12 protein-coding genes are annotated in these 16,673 nt (G+C 72.3%); 2 read left to right on the forward strand and 10 right to left on the reverse strand.

Going from position 1 to position 16,673, the window contains the following annotated elements; translation table 11 throughout:
• Positions 1–20: 20 nt before the first annotated feature.
• Genes pucD through BJ998_RS43335 form a run of 4 tightly spaced genes read right to left on the reverse strand, consistent with a single transcriptional unit; the run spans position 21 to position 4,934 of the window.
• Complete coding sequence (pucD, locus tag BJ998_RS43320) at positions 21–2,288, reverse strand: xanthine dehydrogenase subunit D (protein WP_184869984.1); 2,268 nt, start codon at positions 2,286–2,288, stop codon at positions 21–23.
• Positions 2,285–3,631, reverse strand: a complete 1,347-nt coding sequence (locus tag BJ998_RS43325; RefSeq protein WP_184869985.1) for an 8-oxoguanine deaminase — start codon at positions 3,629–3,631, stop codon at positions 2,285–2,287. Before BJ998_RS43325 ends, pucD begins: the two co-directional genes overlap by 4 nt.
• Positions 3,628–4,086: a (2Fe-2S)-binding protein gene (locus BJ998_RS43330; RefSeq protein ID WP_184869986.1), complete on the reverse strand. Its 459-nt coding sequence runs from the start codon at positions 4,084–4,086 to the stop codon at positions 3,628–3,630. Before BJ998_RS43330 ends, BJ998_RS43325 begins: the two co-directional genes overlap by 4 nt.
• Positions 4,077–4,934 (reverse strand): FAD binding domain-containing protein, encoded by an 858-nt coding sequence (locus tag BJ998_RS43335; protein ID WP_184869987.1) that lies wholly within the window; start codon positions 4,932–4,934, stop codon positions 4,077–4,079. Before BJ998_RS43335 ends, BJ998_RS43330 begins: the two co-directional genes overlap by 10 nt.
• Positions 4,935–5,042: 108 nt before the next feature.
• On the opposite strand from BJ998_RS43335, the gene BJ998_RS43340 reads away from it, so the two are divergent.
• Positions 5,043–6,536 (forward strand): PucR family transcriptional regulator, encoded by a 1,494-nt coding sequence (locus BJ998_RS43340; protein WP_184869988.1) that lies wholly within the window; start codon positions 5,043–5,045, stop codon positions 6,534–6,536.
• On the opposite strand, the gene BJ998_RS43345 is transcribed toward BJ998_RS43340, so the two are convergent.
• The 4 genes from BJ998_RS43345 to BJ998_RS43360 are packed head-to-tail and all read right to left on the reverse strand — an operon-like array spanning position 6,533 to position 9,892.
• Complete coding sequence (locus BJ998_RS43345; protein ID WP_184869989.1) at positions 6,533–6,769, reverse strand: DUF6480 family protein; 237 nt, start codon at positions 6,767–6,769, stop codon at positions 6,533–6,535. The genes BJ998_RS43340 and BJ998_RS43345 overlap by 4 nt on opposite strands.
• A gap of 47 nt (positions 6,770–6,816) precedes the next feature.
• Positions 6,817–8,280 carry a serine/threonine-protein kinase gene (locus BJ998_RS43350; RefSeq protein ID WP_184869990.1) on the reverse strand — a complete coding sequence of 488 codons (1,464 nt, stop codon included), beginning with the start codon at positions 8,278–8,280 and terminating at the stop codon, positions 6,817–6,819.
• A 35-nt stretch (positions 8,281–8,315) separates the two neighbouring features.
• Positions 8,316–9,383, reverse strand: coding sequence for an NADH:flavin oxidoreductase/NADH oxidase (locus tag BJ998_RS43355; protein ID WP_184869991.1), 1,068 nt, complete (start codon positions 9,381–9,383; stop codon positions 8,316–8,318).
• Positions 9,380–9,892, reverse strand: coding sequence for an MOSC domain-containing protein (locus tag BJ998_RS43360; RefSeq protein WP_184869992.1), 513 nt, complete (start codon positions 9,890–9,892; stop codon positions 9,380–9,382). The genes BJ998_RS43355 and BJ998_RS43360 overlap by 4 nt, the downstream gene beginning before the upstream one ends.
• 320 nt (positions 9,893–10,212) lie before the next feature.
• Between BJ998_RS43360 and BJ998_RS43365 the strand changes: the two genes are divergently transcribed.
• Entirely contained in the window at positions 10,213–11,373 is a 1,161-nt protein-coding gene (locus tag BJ998_RS43365; RefSeq protein WP_184869993.1) for a phenylacetate--CoA ligase family protein, read from the forward strand.
• Positions 11,374–11,501: 128 nt separating this feature from the next.
• Here the strand turns inward: BJ998_RS43365 and BJ998_RS43370 are convergent, their stop codons facing one another.
• The gene (locus BJ998_RS43370) at positions 11,502–12,812 is read right to left on the reverse strand and encodes a M1 family metallopeptidase (RefSeq protein ID WP_312890664.1); all 1,311 of its coding nucleotides are present in this window, start codon (positions 12,810–12,812) and stop codon (positions 11,502–11,504) included.
• Positions 12,809–16,636 carry a Pls/PosA family non-ribosomal peptide synthetase gene (locus BJ998_RS43375; protein ID WP_184869995.1) on the reverse strand — a complete coding sequence of 1,276 codons (3,828 nt, stop codon included), beginning with the start codon at positions 16,634–16,636 and terminating at the stop codon, positions 12,809–12,811. The genes BJ998_RS43370 and BJ998_RS43375 overlap by 4 nt, the downstream gene beginning before the upstream one ends.
• Between the last annotated feature and the right edge of the window lie 37 nt (positions 16,637–16,673).

Here is a 16,673-nt window from a genome sequence, read left to right on the forward strand (position 1 = left end):
CATGTTGTGAGGTGGGTGGGTCAGGATCGAACCTGTGTCGTCAGGTGTTCCGGCCGGACCGGAACCCGGGTGAGCGCGAGGCCGGTGGCGGCGCGGATGGCCGCGACGACCGCCGGCGTCGACGAGATCGTGGGCGGCTCGCCCACCCCGCGCAGCCCGTACGGGGCGTGCGGGTCGGCCAGTTCGAGCACGTCCACCGGCATCGGCGGGGTGTCGAGCACGGTCGGGATCAGGTAGTCGGTGAACGACGGGTTGCGGACCTTGCCCTGCGAGACCTGGATTTCCTCCATCACCGCCAGGCCGAGGCCCTGGGTGCTGCCGCCGTGGATCTGGCCGACCACCGCCTGCGGGTTCATCGCCTTGCCCACGTCCTGCGCGCACGCCAGCTCGACGACCTTGACCAGGCCGAGGTCGACGTCCACGTCGACGACCGCCCGGTGCGCCGCGAAGCCGTACTGGACGTGGGCGAAGCCCTGGCCGGTGTCGGGATCCAGCGCGGTGGTCGGCCGGTGCCGCCACTCCACGGTCTCCTCGATCACGTCATCGCCCAGCACCGCGACGATGTCCTCGGCGGTGAGCTCCGAGCGTGGCTCGCCGAACCGGGACACCGCCAGCTTGAGCAGCTTCTCCCGGACGGCCTCGCAGACGGCCTTCACCGCGCCGCCGGTGACGTAGGTCTGGCGGGAGGCCGAGGTGGAGCCGCCGTTGCCGACGGTGGTGTCCGCCGGGTGCACGGTCACCTGGTCGATGCCCAGCTCGGTGCGGACGATCTGCTGCTGGATGGTGACGAGGCCCTGGCCGACCTCGGCGGCGGCGGTGTGGATCACGGCGGCCGGCTCGCCGTTGATGACTTCGAGGCGCAGCCGGGCCGTCGAGTAGTCGTCGAAGCCTTCGGAGAAGCAGATGTTCTTGATGCCGACGGCGTAGCCGACGCCCCGGACCACACCTTCGCCGTGGGTGGTGTTGGAGACGCCGCCCGGCATGGCCGTGAGGTCCAGGGGGCCGTCGTGGGCTTCCGGCAGCGGGCGTTCCTTGACCAGCCGGAGCAGTTCGGCGACGGGTGCGGCGGAGTCGACGACCTGCCCGGTCGGCATGACGCTGCCTTCGCTCATGGCATTGCGTACTCGCACCTCGACCGGGTCCAGGCCGAGTGCCGCGGCGAGTTTGTCCATCTGCGACTCGTACGCGAAACCCGCCTGCACTGCGCCGAATCCGCGCATCGCCCCGCAGGGCGGGTTGTTCGTGTACGCGCCCCAGCAGTCGATGGTCACATTGTCCACATTGTACGGACCGATGCCCAGCGTCGCGGCGTTCGCCACCACCGCCGGGGTGCTCGACGCGTACGCGCCGCCGTCGAGGTAGATCCGGCTGCGGACGTAGACCAGCTTGCCGTCCCGGTCCGCCCCGTGCTCGTAGTACAGCTTGGCCGGGTGGCGGTGCACGTGGCCGTAGAACGATTCCTCGCGGTTGTAGACCATCTTCACCGGCTTGCCGGTGTGCAGGGCCAGCAGGCACGCGTGCACCTGGATGGACAGGTCCTCGCGGCCGCCGAACGCGCCGCCGACCCCGGCCAGCGTCAGCCGCACCTTGTCGGTCGGCAGGTCCAGCGCGAAGCAGATCTGCTTCTGGTCCACGTGCAGCCATTGCGTGGCGACGTACAGGTCGACGCCGCCGTCCTCGGCCGGGACGGCCAGGCCGGACTCGGGGCCGAGGAAGGCCTGGTCCTGCATGCCGACCTCGTACACGCCGCTGACCACGACGTCGGCGGTGGCGTGTTGGTCGCCGCGCTCGATGTGCACCTTGCGCACGATGTTGCCGCCGTGGTGCAGCAGCGGCGCATCCGGACCGACCGCCTCCTCGGCGTCCACGATCGGCGTCAGCACGTCGTAGTCGACCTTGATCTTCTTGATCGCCCGCCGGGCCGTCTCCGGATGGTCGGCGGCGACCAGCGCGATCGCCTCCCCGTGGTAGCGGACGACATCCACCGCCAGCACCGGCTGATCGGGGTGTTCGAGGCCGTACAGGTTCGTGCCGGGGACGTCGGTGTGGGTGAGAACCGCCGACACGCCAGGGACTTTCAGCGCCTCGCCGATGTCCACCGACCGGATCCGGGCGTACGGGTGCGGGCTGCGCAGGGTCGCGCCCCACAGCATGTCCTCGTGCCACAGGTCCGACGAGTACGCGAACTCGCCGCGCACCTTGAGCGTGCCGTCCGGGCGGAGCGGGCTGTCGCCCACGCCCCCTGCGGATCGAGTCGATACCGGGGATTCCCTGGTGGGGGAGGTCATCGCAGCACCTCCGCGGCGTTGGCGAGGTCACGGGTGATGGAGTCGAGGTCGGCGGTGCGCAGCTCACCGTCGGCGACGACGCTGCGGCCGCCGACCAGCAGCCGGTCCACCTCCGGCGCGGTGCTGAGCACCAGCGCCGCCACCGGGTCGGCGATGCCGGCGTGCGCGAGGTCGTCCATCCGCCACACGGCGAGGTCGGCGACCTTGCCCGGCTCGATGGAGCCGATCTCGTGCTCCCGGCCGAGGCAGCGGGCGCCACCCATGGTGCCCATCCGCAACGCCTCCCGTACGGTCAAAGCCGTGGGGCCGCCGCGGAAACGGGCCACCAGCAACGCCTGCCGGAGCTCCTCGCCGAGGCCGCCGGACTCGCTGGACGCGGCGCCGTCGACGCCGAGCCCGACCGGCGCGCCGGCGTCCAGCAGCTGCCGCACCGGGGCCATGCCGGCGGCCACGCGGCCGTTGGAACTGGGGCAGTGCGCGCAGCCCGTGCCGGTCTGGCCGAAGCGCTTGATCGCCTCGTCGGAGAGGTGGATCGTGTGTGCCAGCCACACGTCGTCGCCGAGCCAGCCCAACTGCTCGGCGTACTGTGCCGGCGTGCAGCCGTTCTCGGCCAGGCACTGCTCTTCCTCGTCGGTGGTTTCGGCGAGGTGCGTGTGCAGCCGGACGCCGTGGCGACGGGCCAGGACCGCCGCCTGTTCCATCAGCTCGCGGCTGACGGAGAATGGCGAGCACGGGCCTACGGCGATGCGGATCAGGCCGAGCGGATCCGGGTCGTGGAAGTCGGCGATGGCCTTTTCCGTGCCCAGCAACGCCTCTTCGAGATCCTCGACGATGTTGTCCGGCGGCAGGCCGCCCTGCGACTGGCCCCGGTCCATGGAGCCGCGCACGGCGTGCAGCCGCACGCCGAGCCGTTTCGCTTCTCCCACCAACGCACCGATCTGGTCGCCGCCGTTGTCGGGGAACACGTAGTGGTGGTCGGCGATCGTGGTGCAGCCGGTCAGCGCCAGCTTGGCCATGCCGGCGGCGCCGGCCGCCCGGGTGACCTCCTCGGTCAGCCGGCCCCACACCGGGTACAGCGTGGTCAGCCACTGGAACAACGTGGAATCCTGCGCGTAGCCGCGGGTTGCCCACTGGTAGAGGTGGTGGTGCGTGTTGACCAGACCGGGCGTCACCAGGCGGCCGCTGGCGTCGATGTAGTCGTGGTCCTCGGTGGGGCGCTCCGCCTTACCGGCGCCGACGGCCTCGATCATGCCGTCGCGGATGACGATGTGGCCGCCGGAGTGCTCGGTGCCGTTCGCGTCGACGGTGGCGATCGCCGCGTTGTCGATGACGACAAGGCTCATCGGGTGGCCGCCAATCGCACGGCGTCCAGGATCTTCTCGTACCCGGTGCAGCGACAGAGATTCCCGGCCAGCGCCTCCCGGATCTCCGGATCCGACGGGTTCGGCACGCGCTTGAGCAGGTCGTGCGCGGCGACGACCAGGCCCGGCGTGCAGAAGCCGCACTGCACCGCGCCGGCGTCCACAAAGGACTGCTGCACCCGGTCCAGCTGGTCGCCCTCGGCCAGCCCCTCCACGGTGCGGACCTCGCGGCCCTCCGCCTGCCCGGCCGCGACCAGGCAGGCGCACACCGGCGTGCCGTCGAGGTACACCGTGCAGGATCCGCACTCACCCTGCTCGCAGGCGTTCTTCGAGCCCGGCAGGCCGAGCCGCTCGCGCAGCACGTAGAGCAGGCTCTCGCCCTCCCACACGTCGTCGGCCTGCCTGGCCTCCCCGTTGACCGTGACGTTCAGGCGCATCGCGCGTAGTCCTTCCATGCCCAGGTGAGCGTGCGGCGGGCCAGCACGGACAGCGCGTGCCGGCGGTAGGCGGCGGTGCCGCGGACGTCGTCGATCGGCGTGGCCGCCGTGGCGACGAGCTCGCCGAAGCGCCGGGCCACCGCGTCGGCCAGCGGCTTCGGCGAATCCCACGAAAGCTCCTCGGCGGCGAACCGCTCCGCCTCGACCGCGCGGATCGGCGTCGGCCCGGCCGACCCGATGCCCGCGCCGACCCGGTTGCCGTCCGGATGCAGCGCCAGCCCGAACGAGCAGACCGCGATCACCATGGCGTTGCGCGTTCCCACCTTGCTGAACTGCTGCGGCCCGGTGCCCTCGGGCAGGTGGACCGCGGTGATCAGTTCGTCCGGCTCCAGCGCGTTCCGCTTCACGCCCCGGTAGAACTCGCCGATCGGGATCTCCCGCGTGCCCCGCACCGACGCCACCTCCACGGTGGCGTCCGTGGCCAGCAGCACCGGGTGCGTGTCGCCTGCGGGGGAGGAGGCGCCGAGGTTGCCGCCGACCGTGCCGCGGTTGCGGATCTGCGGCGAGCCGACCGTGCGGGAGGCCATCGCCAACCCCGGCAGCCGGTCGCCCAGCTCGGCGATGATCCGGGTGTACGGCACGCACGCGCCGAGCCGGGTGCCGTCCGGCGTGGCCGTCCACTCGGCCAGCTCGCCGACCCGGTTCAGGTCCAGCAGCGCGGCCGGCCGGCGGTGGTCGAAGTTCAGCTCCACCATCACGTCGGTGCCGCCGGCGATGGGCACCGCGTCCGGGTGCTCCGCCTTGGCGGCCAGGGCGTCGGCCAGCGAGGTCGGTCGTAGGAATTCCACGTGACGTAGTACACAGTCCGGCCGCGACGGCTGCTAGCGGCGAAGACGACGAAACGCCGACCCGATCGGGCGGGTCTTTTGGAGGATCCTCCAAGTACCCTGCTCGGCGTGCGCCTGGGCGAACTGCTGGCCGACCCCGGGCTCGGGCTCCGGCTGCTGGTCGGGGACGTCGAGCCGGACCCGGAGTTCCGCTGGATCTACATCACCGACCTGCGCGATCCGCGCCGCTACCTGGGCGGCGGCGAGGTCGTGCTGACCGGCATGCTCTGGTACCACGACCCGCGCGACGCCGAGGCGTTCGTGTCCGCGATCGCCGAGATGGGCGTGGTCGCGCTGGGCGTCGGCACCGCCGAGATCGGGCCGGTCACCTTCGACGTGGTGATGGACGCCTGCCGGCGGCACGGCGTCCGGCTGTTCACCGTGCCGCTGGACGTGTCGTTCACGTCGATCACGCAGCGTGTCGTCTCCGCGCTGGCGGCCGAACATGTTCGCCGGTCGAGCGCCGTGTTGGAGCACCACCGGCGGCTCGTCGCCGCGCTCGGCGCCGGCGGCGGCCTGGACGGCCTGGTCGCCGCCGGCGCCGTCGAGCTGGGCGTGCCGTGCTGGGTGATCACACCGACCGGCCGGGTCGTGGCCGGCGCGACGCCGCTGCCGGACAGCGCTTCGATCGCCGCCGGCTTCGTGTCGGCCGCGCGGCTGCCGGGCCAGGTCGGGTCGTACCGGGTGCTGCCCGTCGGCACCGGTCACCGGCTCGCCGGCTGGGCCCTCGTCGTCGCCGACTGGACCGCCGACCAGCACGACGTCGCCGTCGAGCTGGCCACGCTGATCGGCTTGGAGCGGTCCGCGCTGGCCGCCGGGCGGGTGGTCGAGCGCCGGGCCGCCACGCAGCTGCTGTCCCTGCTGGCCGACGAGTCGACTCCGGCGGCCGACATCAGCGCCCGCTTGACCGCCGCCGGCTTCGGGGCCGAGGACCGGCTGTGCGTGGTGTCGATGACCATCACCGGCGAGCCCGGCCTGGCCCTCGACGTCCTGGACGAGCTGGTCGACGGCCTCGTGGCCGAAGTGGACGGTGAAGCCGTCGCGATCACCTTGTTCGGCAACGATCTGCTGGAGTCGCTGCGTTCCGGCGTCCGGGCCATCGAGCCCGGCCTCGGCCCGTGCCGGCTGGCCCTCGGGGTCAGCGGTCCCGGCCCGGGATCACGCCTGCGGGCGTCGATCGACGAGGCCCGCTACGCCAGGGGAGTGGCCGGGCACAACGCCAACGGCAATGGGGGAGTTCGGGCCGCCGTCGTCGCCGGCTCCGAGCTCGCCTCGCACCAGCTGCTCTTCGGCGCCCTGCCCGACGAGCTTCGCCAGTCCTTCTGCCGGCGGCTGCTCGGTCCCGTCCGGGCCTACGACCGGGAGCACCACTCCGAGCTGCTGGAGTCGCTGCGGGTGTTCCTCGACTGCTCCGGCTCGTGGAGCCAGGCCGCCGCCCGGCTGCACCTGCACGTCAACACCCTGCGTTACCGCATCGGCCGGGTCGAGGAGCTCACCGGCCGTGACCTCTCCCGCTTCTCCGACCGCGTCGACCTGTTCCTGGCCCTGGAGTTGTCCCGCTAGAGGACGCCGGTCAGGTCCAGCGCCGCCCACACCGCCAACGCCACGATGATCACCGCGCCGACGACGATGGCGATGACCGAGGCCATCGGCAGCATCCTGGGCGGATCCGGCTCGTGGAACGAGACGGCCTGGGTCGCGCTGGCGGAGTCGGGCGGCGTCTCACCCGGCGGGACGCCACCGCCGGCTTCGAGGCCCGGGGTGCGGTCGGGTTGGGGGTCGGGCGGAACGGTCATGGCGGTGGGCTACCCGGTTGACGGGGCGCGAACCGCCGGGCCCGCGCTCAGGTGCCGACCACCGAGGAGGCGATCTTCCAGATGCCGTCCTCCTGGACCAGGCCGAACGTGGTCCGCTCGACCGGATTGGTGCCGTTCTTGTAGTGGTAGCTGATCGTCACCACGACGGTGCCGGGCGGCGTCGCCGACATGTTGCTCAGGTCGACACTGGCGATCTGGCCCCAGAACTGCTGGTAGCCGGCGAAGCCACCGGCGGTCCGCTGCTGGTAGGCGGCGGTGAGGCGGCGCCAGCCCTCGGTCAGGTTGCCCGGCATCAGCTTGTAGTAGTCGGTGATCGCGCTGGTCAGCTGGGTGGCGACGTCCGGTGGCGGTGGAGCGGCGCTCGTGGCCGTGGTGGTCGTCGTGGTGGTGGTCGTCGCCGAGGGGGTGGTGCTGGTGGGGGCCGGCGTCGTGGTCGAGGTCCTGGCGGTCGTCGAAGCCGCCGTCGAGGAGGTCGACGGCCCCCCGGCGGTGACGGACGGCTGGGGCTGGTTCAGGGCGTACACGACAACCGCGATGGCGACGACGACCGCGCCGACGACCAGCGCGACGGCGACGAACCGCCGCCGGTCGGGCGGTTCCGGGGAGGCGACGACCGTGGGCTCGTCGACGGGCACGGGCGCGGGGGCCGGCATCTCGGCGGGCATGGTCTCGGCCAGCGCCCCGAGCGCGTCCTGGACCTCCTTGGCCTCGGGGCGGTGCTTGGGATCCCGGCGCAGCATCCACACCAGCGTGGCGGTCAGCGGCACGGCGTGCTCGGGCGGCGGCACCTCCTCGGTGGCGATGCGGTGCAGAAGCGCGACGGCGTTGTCGTTGGTGCCGAAGGGCGGCTGCCCCTCGACGGCGGCGTACAGCATCGCGCCGAGGGAGTAGACGTCGCTGGCGAAGGTGGCGTCCTCGCCCTGCGCCACCTCGGGCGGCAGGTACGCGGGCGTGCCGGCGAGCAGGCCGGCGGCGGTCACGGTCGCGTCGCCGTCGGCGCGGGAAATGCCGAAGTCGGTCAGCTTGGCCACGTTGTCGCCGGTCAGCAGCACGTTCGCCGGCTTGACGTCACGGTGCACGATGCCGGCGGTGTGCGCGGCGGCCAGCGCGGAGGCGATCTGCGCGCCGATCCGGGCGACGGTGCCGACCGGCAGCACGCCGTGCTCGGCGATCAGGTCGGCCAGGCTCTTCGACGGCAGGTACTCCATGATCAGGCACGGCCGGCCCTCGTACTCGACCACGTCGTAGATGGAGATGACGTTGGGGTGGTGCAGCCGGGCCGCCAGCCGCGCCTCCCGCATCGCGCGGTTGCGCCCCTCGTCGGTCTCCAGCTCGGTCATGCCGGTGCGGACGAGCAGCTCCTTGACCGCGACGTCCCGCCGCAACAGCTGGTCACGGGCCTGCCAGACGGTGCCCATCGCGCCACTGCCGACCTTCCTGACCAGCTTGTAGCGCTCGGCGATGAGGTCACCCTCGGTGGCCACAGCCATTCCTCCACTATGCAGACGACGTCGCGGTGTGGCTCCTATCTTTCCAGCCGCGCCCTGACGTACTGGATCGGCCACTCGATGTCGCCGCCGAGCACGCGGGCGGCGTTGAGCGGCCAGTGCGGGTCACGCAGCAGGGCCCGGGCCAGGAACACGACGTCGGCGGCGCCGGTCGCGACGATCTGCTCGGCCTGCCGCGGCTCGGTGATCAGGCCGACGGCGGCGGTCGGCACCTTCGCCTCGGCCCGGACCCACTGCGCGAACGGCACCTGGTAGCCGGGGACGAGCGGGATCCGCTGCGCCGTGGACACGCCACCGGAGGAGACGTCGATCAGGTCCACGCCGTGGTCGGCGAGCAGCCGGGACAGCCGGACGGTGTCGTCACCGGTCCAGCCGCCGTCGGCCCAGTCGGTGGCGGAGAGGCGGGTGAACAGCGGCACCTCGTCGCCGATCGCGGCCCGGACGGCCGTCGCCACCTCCAGCAGGAAGCGGACGCGGCCGTCGAAGTCGCCGCCGTAGCCGTCGGTACGGAAATTGGACAGCGGCGAGTAGAACTGGTGGATCAGGTATCCGTGCGCGGCATGCACCTCGATGGCGTCCACGCCGGCCTGAAGCGCCCGTTTCGCTGCGGCGGCGAAGTCGGTCACGACGCCCTGGATCTCAGCCTCGGTCAGTTCCCGCGGCGTGGCGTAGTCGCCGAATGCCACCGCGCTCGGGGCCACGGACTGCCAGCCGCCCTCGGACGACGGCACGCTGGCGCGGCCGAGCCACGGCGGCCGCGTGGAGGCCTTGCGTCCGGCGTGCCCGAGCTGCATCCCCATCTTCGCGCCCTGACCGTGAACGAAGTCGACGATCCGCCGCCACGCCCGCACCTGCTCGTCGTTCCAGATGCCGGCGTCACGCGGGCTGATCCGGCCCTCCGGCGACACCGCCGCCGCTTCCGTCATCACCAGGCCCGCGCCGCCGGTCGCGAACTGTCCGAGATGCACGAAATGCCAGTCGTCGGGCACGCCATCGGTGGCGGAGTACTGGCACATCGGCGATACCCAGATGCGGTTGCGCGCGGTCAGGCCGCGGACCGCGAACGGCGACAGGAGTGTGCTCATGCCTTGGCCAACACGCGTTCCGTCGACGATGTTTCCAGCACCGCCGGGCCCAGCCTGAGCACGCCGTCGTCCAGCGGCACGCAGCGCACGCCGCCGTGCCCACGCAGGCCGCGGAACGCGCCAGGTGCGACCACCACGTCCATCCACTTGCACGGGTTCGCCGGCCGGTGGCCCTGGAACCGGATCCCGTCGAGGGTGAACTCCTGCCCGACCAGCTCGTCCACGGGAAAGCCACGCAGCACGATGTTGCGGCGCACGGCATGCGGATCCACCGGCTGGGCCAAGTGCAAGGCGTCCAACGATTCCGCCGCGAACAGCGTGACGGCGGCGTTGCGATGCGCGCGGTGGTCGAAGTAGCGGTCGCCGACCAGCCCGAGGCCCGCTCGCACCTCCACGTGATCACGCTCCGCCGGCACCGGGTCCGGCCGCGGCCCGTCCTGCGGACGACCCTCGAAGGCGTGCGTGGGCGAGACGAGCAGAGCGATGATCTCCACCTCGTGCCTGCTCATCAGTCCAGTGTAGGGGAACAGCCGTTCGCCGACGATGTTCGAGCCGAGATCGATGCTGGAGCAACTCCTTGCGCACCAACGGGCACCCGGCCTCGAGCCGAACGGTCGGGCCGGAGAATTTCGTGGGCGTGACTCTTCCCGGGGGACGGTCGCTGATCGATTAAGGTCGGAAGCGACGGAGGGGAGGCCGTTTCATGGGGCGACGTGAGGGCGTTGCGGCTGACGCCGTGCGCCACGGCCGGCTGTTCGGCCGTACCTAACAGGCGTTTCTGGACTACCGCGACCGAACCGGGTCGTTGCGTGAACTGCAACGTGAGCGGTTGTCGGCGCTGTTGGGCCGGATTCTGCTGACGGTGCCGGTGTTGCGGGCTCAGGGCCTGGAGCCGGCCGATGATCCGTTCGACACGCTGGCGCGGCTGCCGATCGTGACCAAGCAGCAGATCCGGGACGACTACCGCGGGCACTTCGCCGAGGACATCGACCCGTCCGACTGTGCCTCGGTGGTCACCTCGGGGACCACCGGCGTGCCGCTGAAGATCGTGCACAATTCCGAGCACTTCGTCCATGTGAACGCCCTCGCGCTGCGGCGCGCCTTCGACTACGGGCTGCCGCTGGACCGGAAGATGCTGCGCCCCTTCAAGTCCGAGTCCGACGACTGGTTCGAGTACACGCTGCCGTCCGCGGGCTTCCTGCGGTTCGCCGAATTCGGGTTCGTGACCGACGAGGCCGAGATCGCCCGCCGCTGCCGAGAGTTCGCCCCCGACGCGGTGTTCACCCACCCCTCACGGGCGTTGGCCTTGCGGGACATGGTTCCCGGCCTGCGGCCGCGGATCGTGCAGACGTTCGGCGAACAGCTCACCGACGGCGGCCGCGCGGCGATCGAGGAGCACTTCCAGGCCCCGGTCCGCGACTGCTACGGGACCAACGAGGCCGGCACCATCGCCGCCCAGTGCCCGGAATTCGGTTCGTACCACATCGAAGGCGAGCGGCTGTGCGTCGAGATCGTCGACGCGGACGGCCGGCCGCTGCCGGACGGCGCCGAGGGCGACATCGTCGTGACCAACATGTTCAACACCGTGATGCCGTTCGTCCGCTACAACACCGGCGACGTCGGCGCCCTGTCGTCCGGGCGGTGTCCGTGCGGGCGGGACCAGAAGGTGTTGCGGCTCATCGCCGGCCGCCAGTACGGCGCCATCACGCTGCCCGACGGAACCCGGATCGACGTGCTGCGGCTGGTGAAGCAGCTCGACCGGTTCCCGCTGGAGCGGCTCCAGGTGGTGCAAGCCGACACCACCGAGCTCACCGTGCTCGTGGTGCCCGCCGCGGGCTGCACGGACGACGACCTGCGCCGGGCGACCGACGCGGCCAACGCCGCGCTGCACCACCGGCTGCCCGTGCGCCTACGCCGCGCCGCGGCGGAGGAGTTCGCGGAGTCCAGTGCCGGCAAGCACCTGAACTTCGTGAACCTGCTGGAGAACTGACCAAGGAAGGAGGGACGGATGTCCATCGAGGACTGGACCAAGATGATCGACGAGATCGACTCGGCCGAGGCCAACGGCGACGCGAGCTGAGCTCGGCGGTGAACCGGGGCGGGAGCGCCCGCCCCGGTTCACTCGAAGCCGCGGGGAAGCGCCGTGTCCTGCAGCCAGGAGCGGAAGAACCGGTCCAGCGGCTTGAGCGAGTGCTCCTGGGCGACGGCGATGAACTTGTCCGTGGTCACCGTCGAGTGCCGGTGCTTCTCGGTCCATTCCCGCAGCACGGCGAAGAACGCGTCGTCACCGAGCCGGACACGCAAGGCGTGCAGGGTGAGAGCACCGCGCTGGTAGACGCGATCGTCGAACATGCGGCGCACGCCCGGGTCGCCGATGCGGATGTCCTGACGCTGGCGGGCCATCTCGGCGTGGGACCGCGCGGCGAGCACAGCGGCGGACAGGCCGCCGGACGCCTCGGACCAGAGCCACTCGGCGTAGGTGGCGAAACCCTCGTTGAGCCAGATGTGCCGCCAGTCGGCGATGGTCAGGCTGTTGCCGAACCACTGGTGCGCCAGCTCGTGCGCGACGAGATGCTCGCAGCCGCGATGCCCGTCCACGTGGTTGGCGCCGAAGATGGACAGCCCCTGCGCCTCCACCGGCACGTCGAGGATCTCGTCGGCGACGACGACGTGGTACTCGGCGAACGGGTAGGCGCCGAACATCGACACGAAGGCGGCCATGATCTGCGGCTGCCGGCCGAAGTCGTGCCCGAACACGCCGACCAGCCGCGGCGGCACGGCGGCTCGCTGCCCGGCGGACACCTCGACTTCGGCGTAGAGCCCGATCTGCACGGTCGCGAGATACGTGGCCATCGGCGCGAGCTGTTCGAACACCCAGGTGGTGCTGCTGCCGCCGACCCGCCGCGACACCAGCGAGCCGTTGGCCACCACGGTGTACGGCGACGGCGTGGTCACCGCGATCCGGTAGGTGGCCTTGTCTCCGGGCTGGTCGTTGCACGGGAACCAGGACGGCGCCCCGATCGGCTGGCTGGCCACCAGCGCGCCGTCCTCCAGCTGCTCCCAGCCGATCTCGCCCCAGTGCGGGCTGCGCACCGGCTTGGGCGTGCCGACGTAGCGGACCTCGACGGTGAACGCCGCCCCGACCGTGACCGGGCGGGCCGGCGTGACGCGCAGCTTGTTGCCGCGATGGCTGTAGCGGGCCGACTTGCCGTTGACCAGTACCCGGTCCACCCGCATGCCGTGCAGGTCGAGGCTGAATCCGGCGAGGTCGGCCCGGGCCTGCGCGGTGATCCGGGCCCGGCCGGCGAGGCGGCCGGGACCCGGCTTGTAGTCCAGTTCCAGGTCGTAGTGCGTGACCCGGTAGCCCCCGTTGCCGTGCTGGGGCAGGTACGAGTCGGCGGACCGGTCCGCGCCGATCGTGCCCCTCACCCGCGCTTGCTCCACGCGGCGATCGGGTTGCCCAGCCAGCGGGTGTTGGCCGGCACGCTCTCGCCGCGCATCACCAGCGAGGCCGGGCCGACGGTGGTGCCCGCGCCGATGGTCGCCCCCGGCAGCACGATGCCGTGCGGGCCGAGCGTCGCGCCCTCGGCCAACGTCACCTCGTCCATGCGCATGATTCGATCATGGAACAGGTGGGTCTGCACCACGCACCCCCGGTTCACGGTCGCACCCACGCCGACGCTCACCAGGTCGGCCTCCGGCAACCAGTATGTCTCCACCCACGCGCCACGGCCGATCCGGGCCCCGAGACCGCGCAGCCAGGCGTTCATCACCGGCGTGCCGGCGACCGAGCCGGCCAGCCACGGCACCGCCAGCACCTCGACGAACGTGTCGGCGAGCTCGTTGCGCCAGACGAAGGAGCTCCACAGCGGGTGCTCGACCGCCTTGAACCGGCCCACGAGCAGCCACTTCGCGGCCACGGCGACGGTCGCGGCGACCAGCCCGCAGGCGATCAGCACGACGCCGCTGAGCAGCGCGGCGACGCCGAACCCGCCGAACCCGGCGACGCCGGCGATGGCGAACAGCGCCAGCACGCCCAGCGCCACGGAGGCCATCACCGGCAGCACGCGGCAGATCTCCACCAGGCCGCGGGCGACGACCAGCTTGGTCGGCGGGTCGAAGGTGCGGCTCTGGTCGCCGTCCTCGACCGCCCGCGGCAGCTTGATCGGCGGCATGCCCAGGTAGGAGCTGCCGGCCTTGGCGCCCTTCGGGGTGGACGACAGCACGCCGACCAGGCCCCGCTTCGGCACCGCCCGGCCCGGCGCGGTCATGCCGGAGTTGCCCAGGAAGGCCCGCTTGCCGATACGCGCGTTGGCGATGCGCAGCCAACCGCCGCCCAGCTCGTAGCTGCCGACCATGGTGTCGTCGGCCAGGAACGCGCCGTCGCCGACCGTGGTCATAGACGGCAGCGCCAACACCGTCGACGCCTCCACCCGACGGCCGACCTTCATGCCCAGCGCCCGCAGCCACACCGGCGTGAACAGGCTGGCGTACAAGGGGAACAGCGTGGTGCGGGCCATGTTCATCAGCCGCTCGGTGGTCCATGCCTGCCAGGCGATCCGGCCGAACACCGGGTGGTAGCCGGGCCGCAGGCCGATCGAGCACAGTCGCACGCCGACCAGCACCAGCAGCGCGTACGCGAGCAGCGAGGCGACGGTCGCCGCCGGCACGGCCAGCAGCGCCGAGCCCAGCGTCGGATTCTCACGCAGGAACAGCGCGACGATGGCCAGGCCGGGCAGCGCGGCCGCGACGGGCAGCAGCCCGAGCGCGAAGGTGGCGGCGCCGTAGGCGAACGCCCAGCGGCGCAGGCGCGGCGGGCGGCTGCTCGGCCAGCGGCGCTCGGCCTTGCCGTCCCGCACGGCCGGCACGCCGGACCAGCGCTGGCCGGCCGGGACCGAGCCGGTGACACCGGAGCCGGGGGCGATCTCCGCGCGCTTGCCGATGCGGGCGCCGGGGAACAGGGTGCTGCGCGCGCCGACGGTCGCGCCGGCGCCGATGCGGATCTTGCCGATGTGCAGCACGTCGCCGTCCAGCCAGTGGCCGGACAGGTCCACCTCCGGCTCGACGGCGCTGCCCTTGCCCAGCTTGAGCAGGCCGGTGACGGGCGGCAGCGAGTGCAGGTCGACGCCGTCGGCGATCTTCACGCCGAGCGCGCGGGCGTACCGGGTCAGCCAGGTGCCGGTGAGGTTGGTGGCGCCGACGGCGTTGGCCAGCTGCTCGGCCGTCCAGAGTCGCAGGTGCGTCTTGCCACCGCGCGGATAGCGGCCCGGCTTGACCTTGCGCAGCAGCAGTCGCGCCCCGCCGGCGGCGATCGCGACGCGGCCGGCCGGATGGAACAGCACCAGCCAGGCCAGCGCGATGGCCCACCACGGCAGGGTCGGTGCCCAGGCCGCACCCAGCAGGTTCAGCAGCGTGCTGCCGGCCGCCGCCGCGACCGTCCAGCGGAGACCGATCAGCGTGGTCAGCGGCAGCATCAGCAGCAGCTGCTTGAACTGCGCGGAACGGGGCGTCGGCGCGACCGTGCGGGCCTTCGCCTCCTTGGCGTCGAACTCGTCGAGGCGCGCGGCCATCGCCCGGAGCGTCGGGAACTGGTAGATGTCGCTGACCGAGCCGCTCGGGTACTTGGCCCGGATCAGCCCCACCAGCCGGGCCGCCGCGAGGCTGCTGCCGCCGCTGGCGAAGAAGTCGGCGTCGGCCTCGGCCGGCGCGACGCCCAGTACGGCGCCCCACTGCTCAGCCAGCCACGCCTCGGTGCCCGCGAGCTGGGAAGTGTCAGTTGCCTGCGGCAGCGGCCACGGCAACGCGTTCCGGTCCACCTTGCCCGACGTGCGCGTCGGCAGCGTCTCCACCTCGGCCAGCAGTGGCACCAGGGCCGCCGGCAGCGCCGACCGCAGCCGCTCGATGGCGGTCTCCCGGTCGAACTCGGCGGTCGGCACGACGTAGCCGACCAGCAGCGTGCCGTTGCGGACGGCCGCCGCGGCGCCGGCGACACCCGGCAGCGCCTGCAGGGCGGCGTCGACCTCGCCCAGCTCGATTCGCCGGCCGCCCAGCTTGACCTGCTCGTCCGCCCGCCCGACGAACAGCAGGCCGGCCGGCTCCGCGCGGACCAGGTCGCCGCTGCGGTAAGCACGGTCCCAGCCCATCGACGGCAGCGGCGCGTACTTCTCCGCGTCCTTGGCGTGGTCCAGGTAGCGGGCCAGGCCCACGCCGCCGATGACCAGCTCGCCCTGCTCGCCCATCGGCACGACCTCGCCCTGCTGGTCCACCACGGTCAGCTCCCAGCCGTCCAGTGGCAGGCCGATGCGCACCGGGCCCTCGCCGGTCAGCTGCGCGGCGCAAGCCACGACCGTCGCCTCGGTGGGGCCGTAGGTGTTCCACACCTCGCGGCCCTCGACCGCGACGCGCTCGGCCAACTCCGGCGGGCAGGCCTCGCCGCCGAAGATGAGCAGCCGCACCTCGTCCAGGGCCTCCGCCGGCCACAGCGCCGCCAGCGTCGGCACCGTGGAGACGATGGTGATCTCCCGCTCGACCAGCCAGGGGCCAAGGTCGATGCCCGTGCGCACGAGGGCACGCGGCGCCGGCACCAGGCACGCGCCGTGCCGCCAGGCCAGCCACATCTCCTCGCAGGAGGCGTCGAACGCCACCGACAGGCCGGCCAGCACCCGGTCGCCGGGGCCGATCGGCTCGTCCACCAGGAACAGCTCCGCCTCGGCGTCCACGAACGCCGCCGCCGCGCGGTGTGACACCGCGACGCCCTTCGGCTTGCCGGTGGAGCCGGAGGTGAAGATGATCCACGCGTCGTCGTCCAGACCCGGCGCGCCCAGCACGCCCAGCGGCGTGCCGCACACGGTGATCTCGCGGTCCGCGCCGATCACCGCGCACACGTCCGCCTCGCCGAAGACCAGGTCGGCACGCTCCTGCGGGTCCTCGAAGTCCACCGGCACGTACGCCGCGCCCGCCGCCAGCACCGCGAGGATGCTGACGTACAGGTCGACCGTGCCCGAGGGTGCGCGCACGCCCACCCGGTCGCCCACCCCGATGCCGTGGCCGGTCAGGGTTTCGCGCAGCCGGTCCACCTCCGCCGCCAGGGCGCGGTAGCTCAGCGTCGTCGTGCCGTCGTCCACCGCCGCCGCGGTCGGGTGTCGCAGCGCCGTCTCACCCAGAATGTCGAGCAGCGTGCGGGCCTTCGCCGCGCCCCGCGTGGTGAACACCGCGTTCTCGACGAGAACGCGCGGATCCTGAACTGCGGTCAATTCAAGCCTCTCCGAGGTGCCGGGTAGCCCGGCGCAC

Origin of the sequence: Kutzneria kofuensis, from assembly GCF_014203355.1 — a bacterium.
GTDB lineage: Bacteria > Actinomycetota > Actinomycetes > Mycobacteriales > Pseudonocardiaceae > Kutzneria > Kutzneria kofuensis.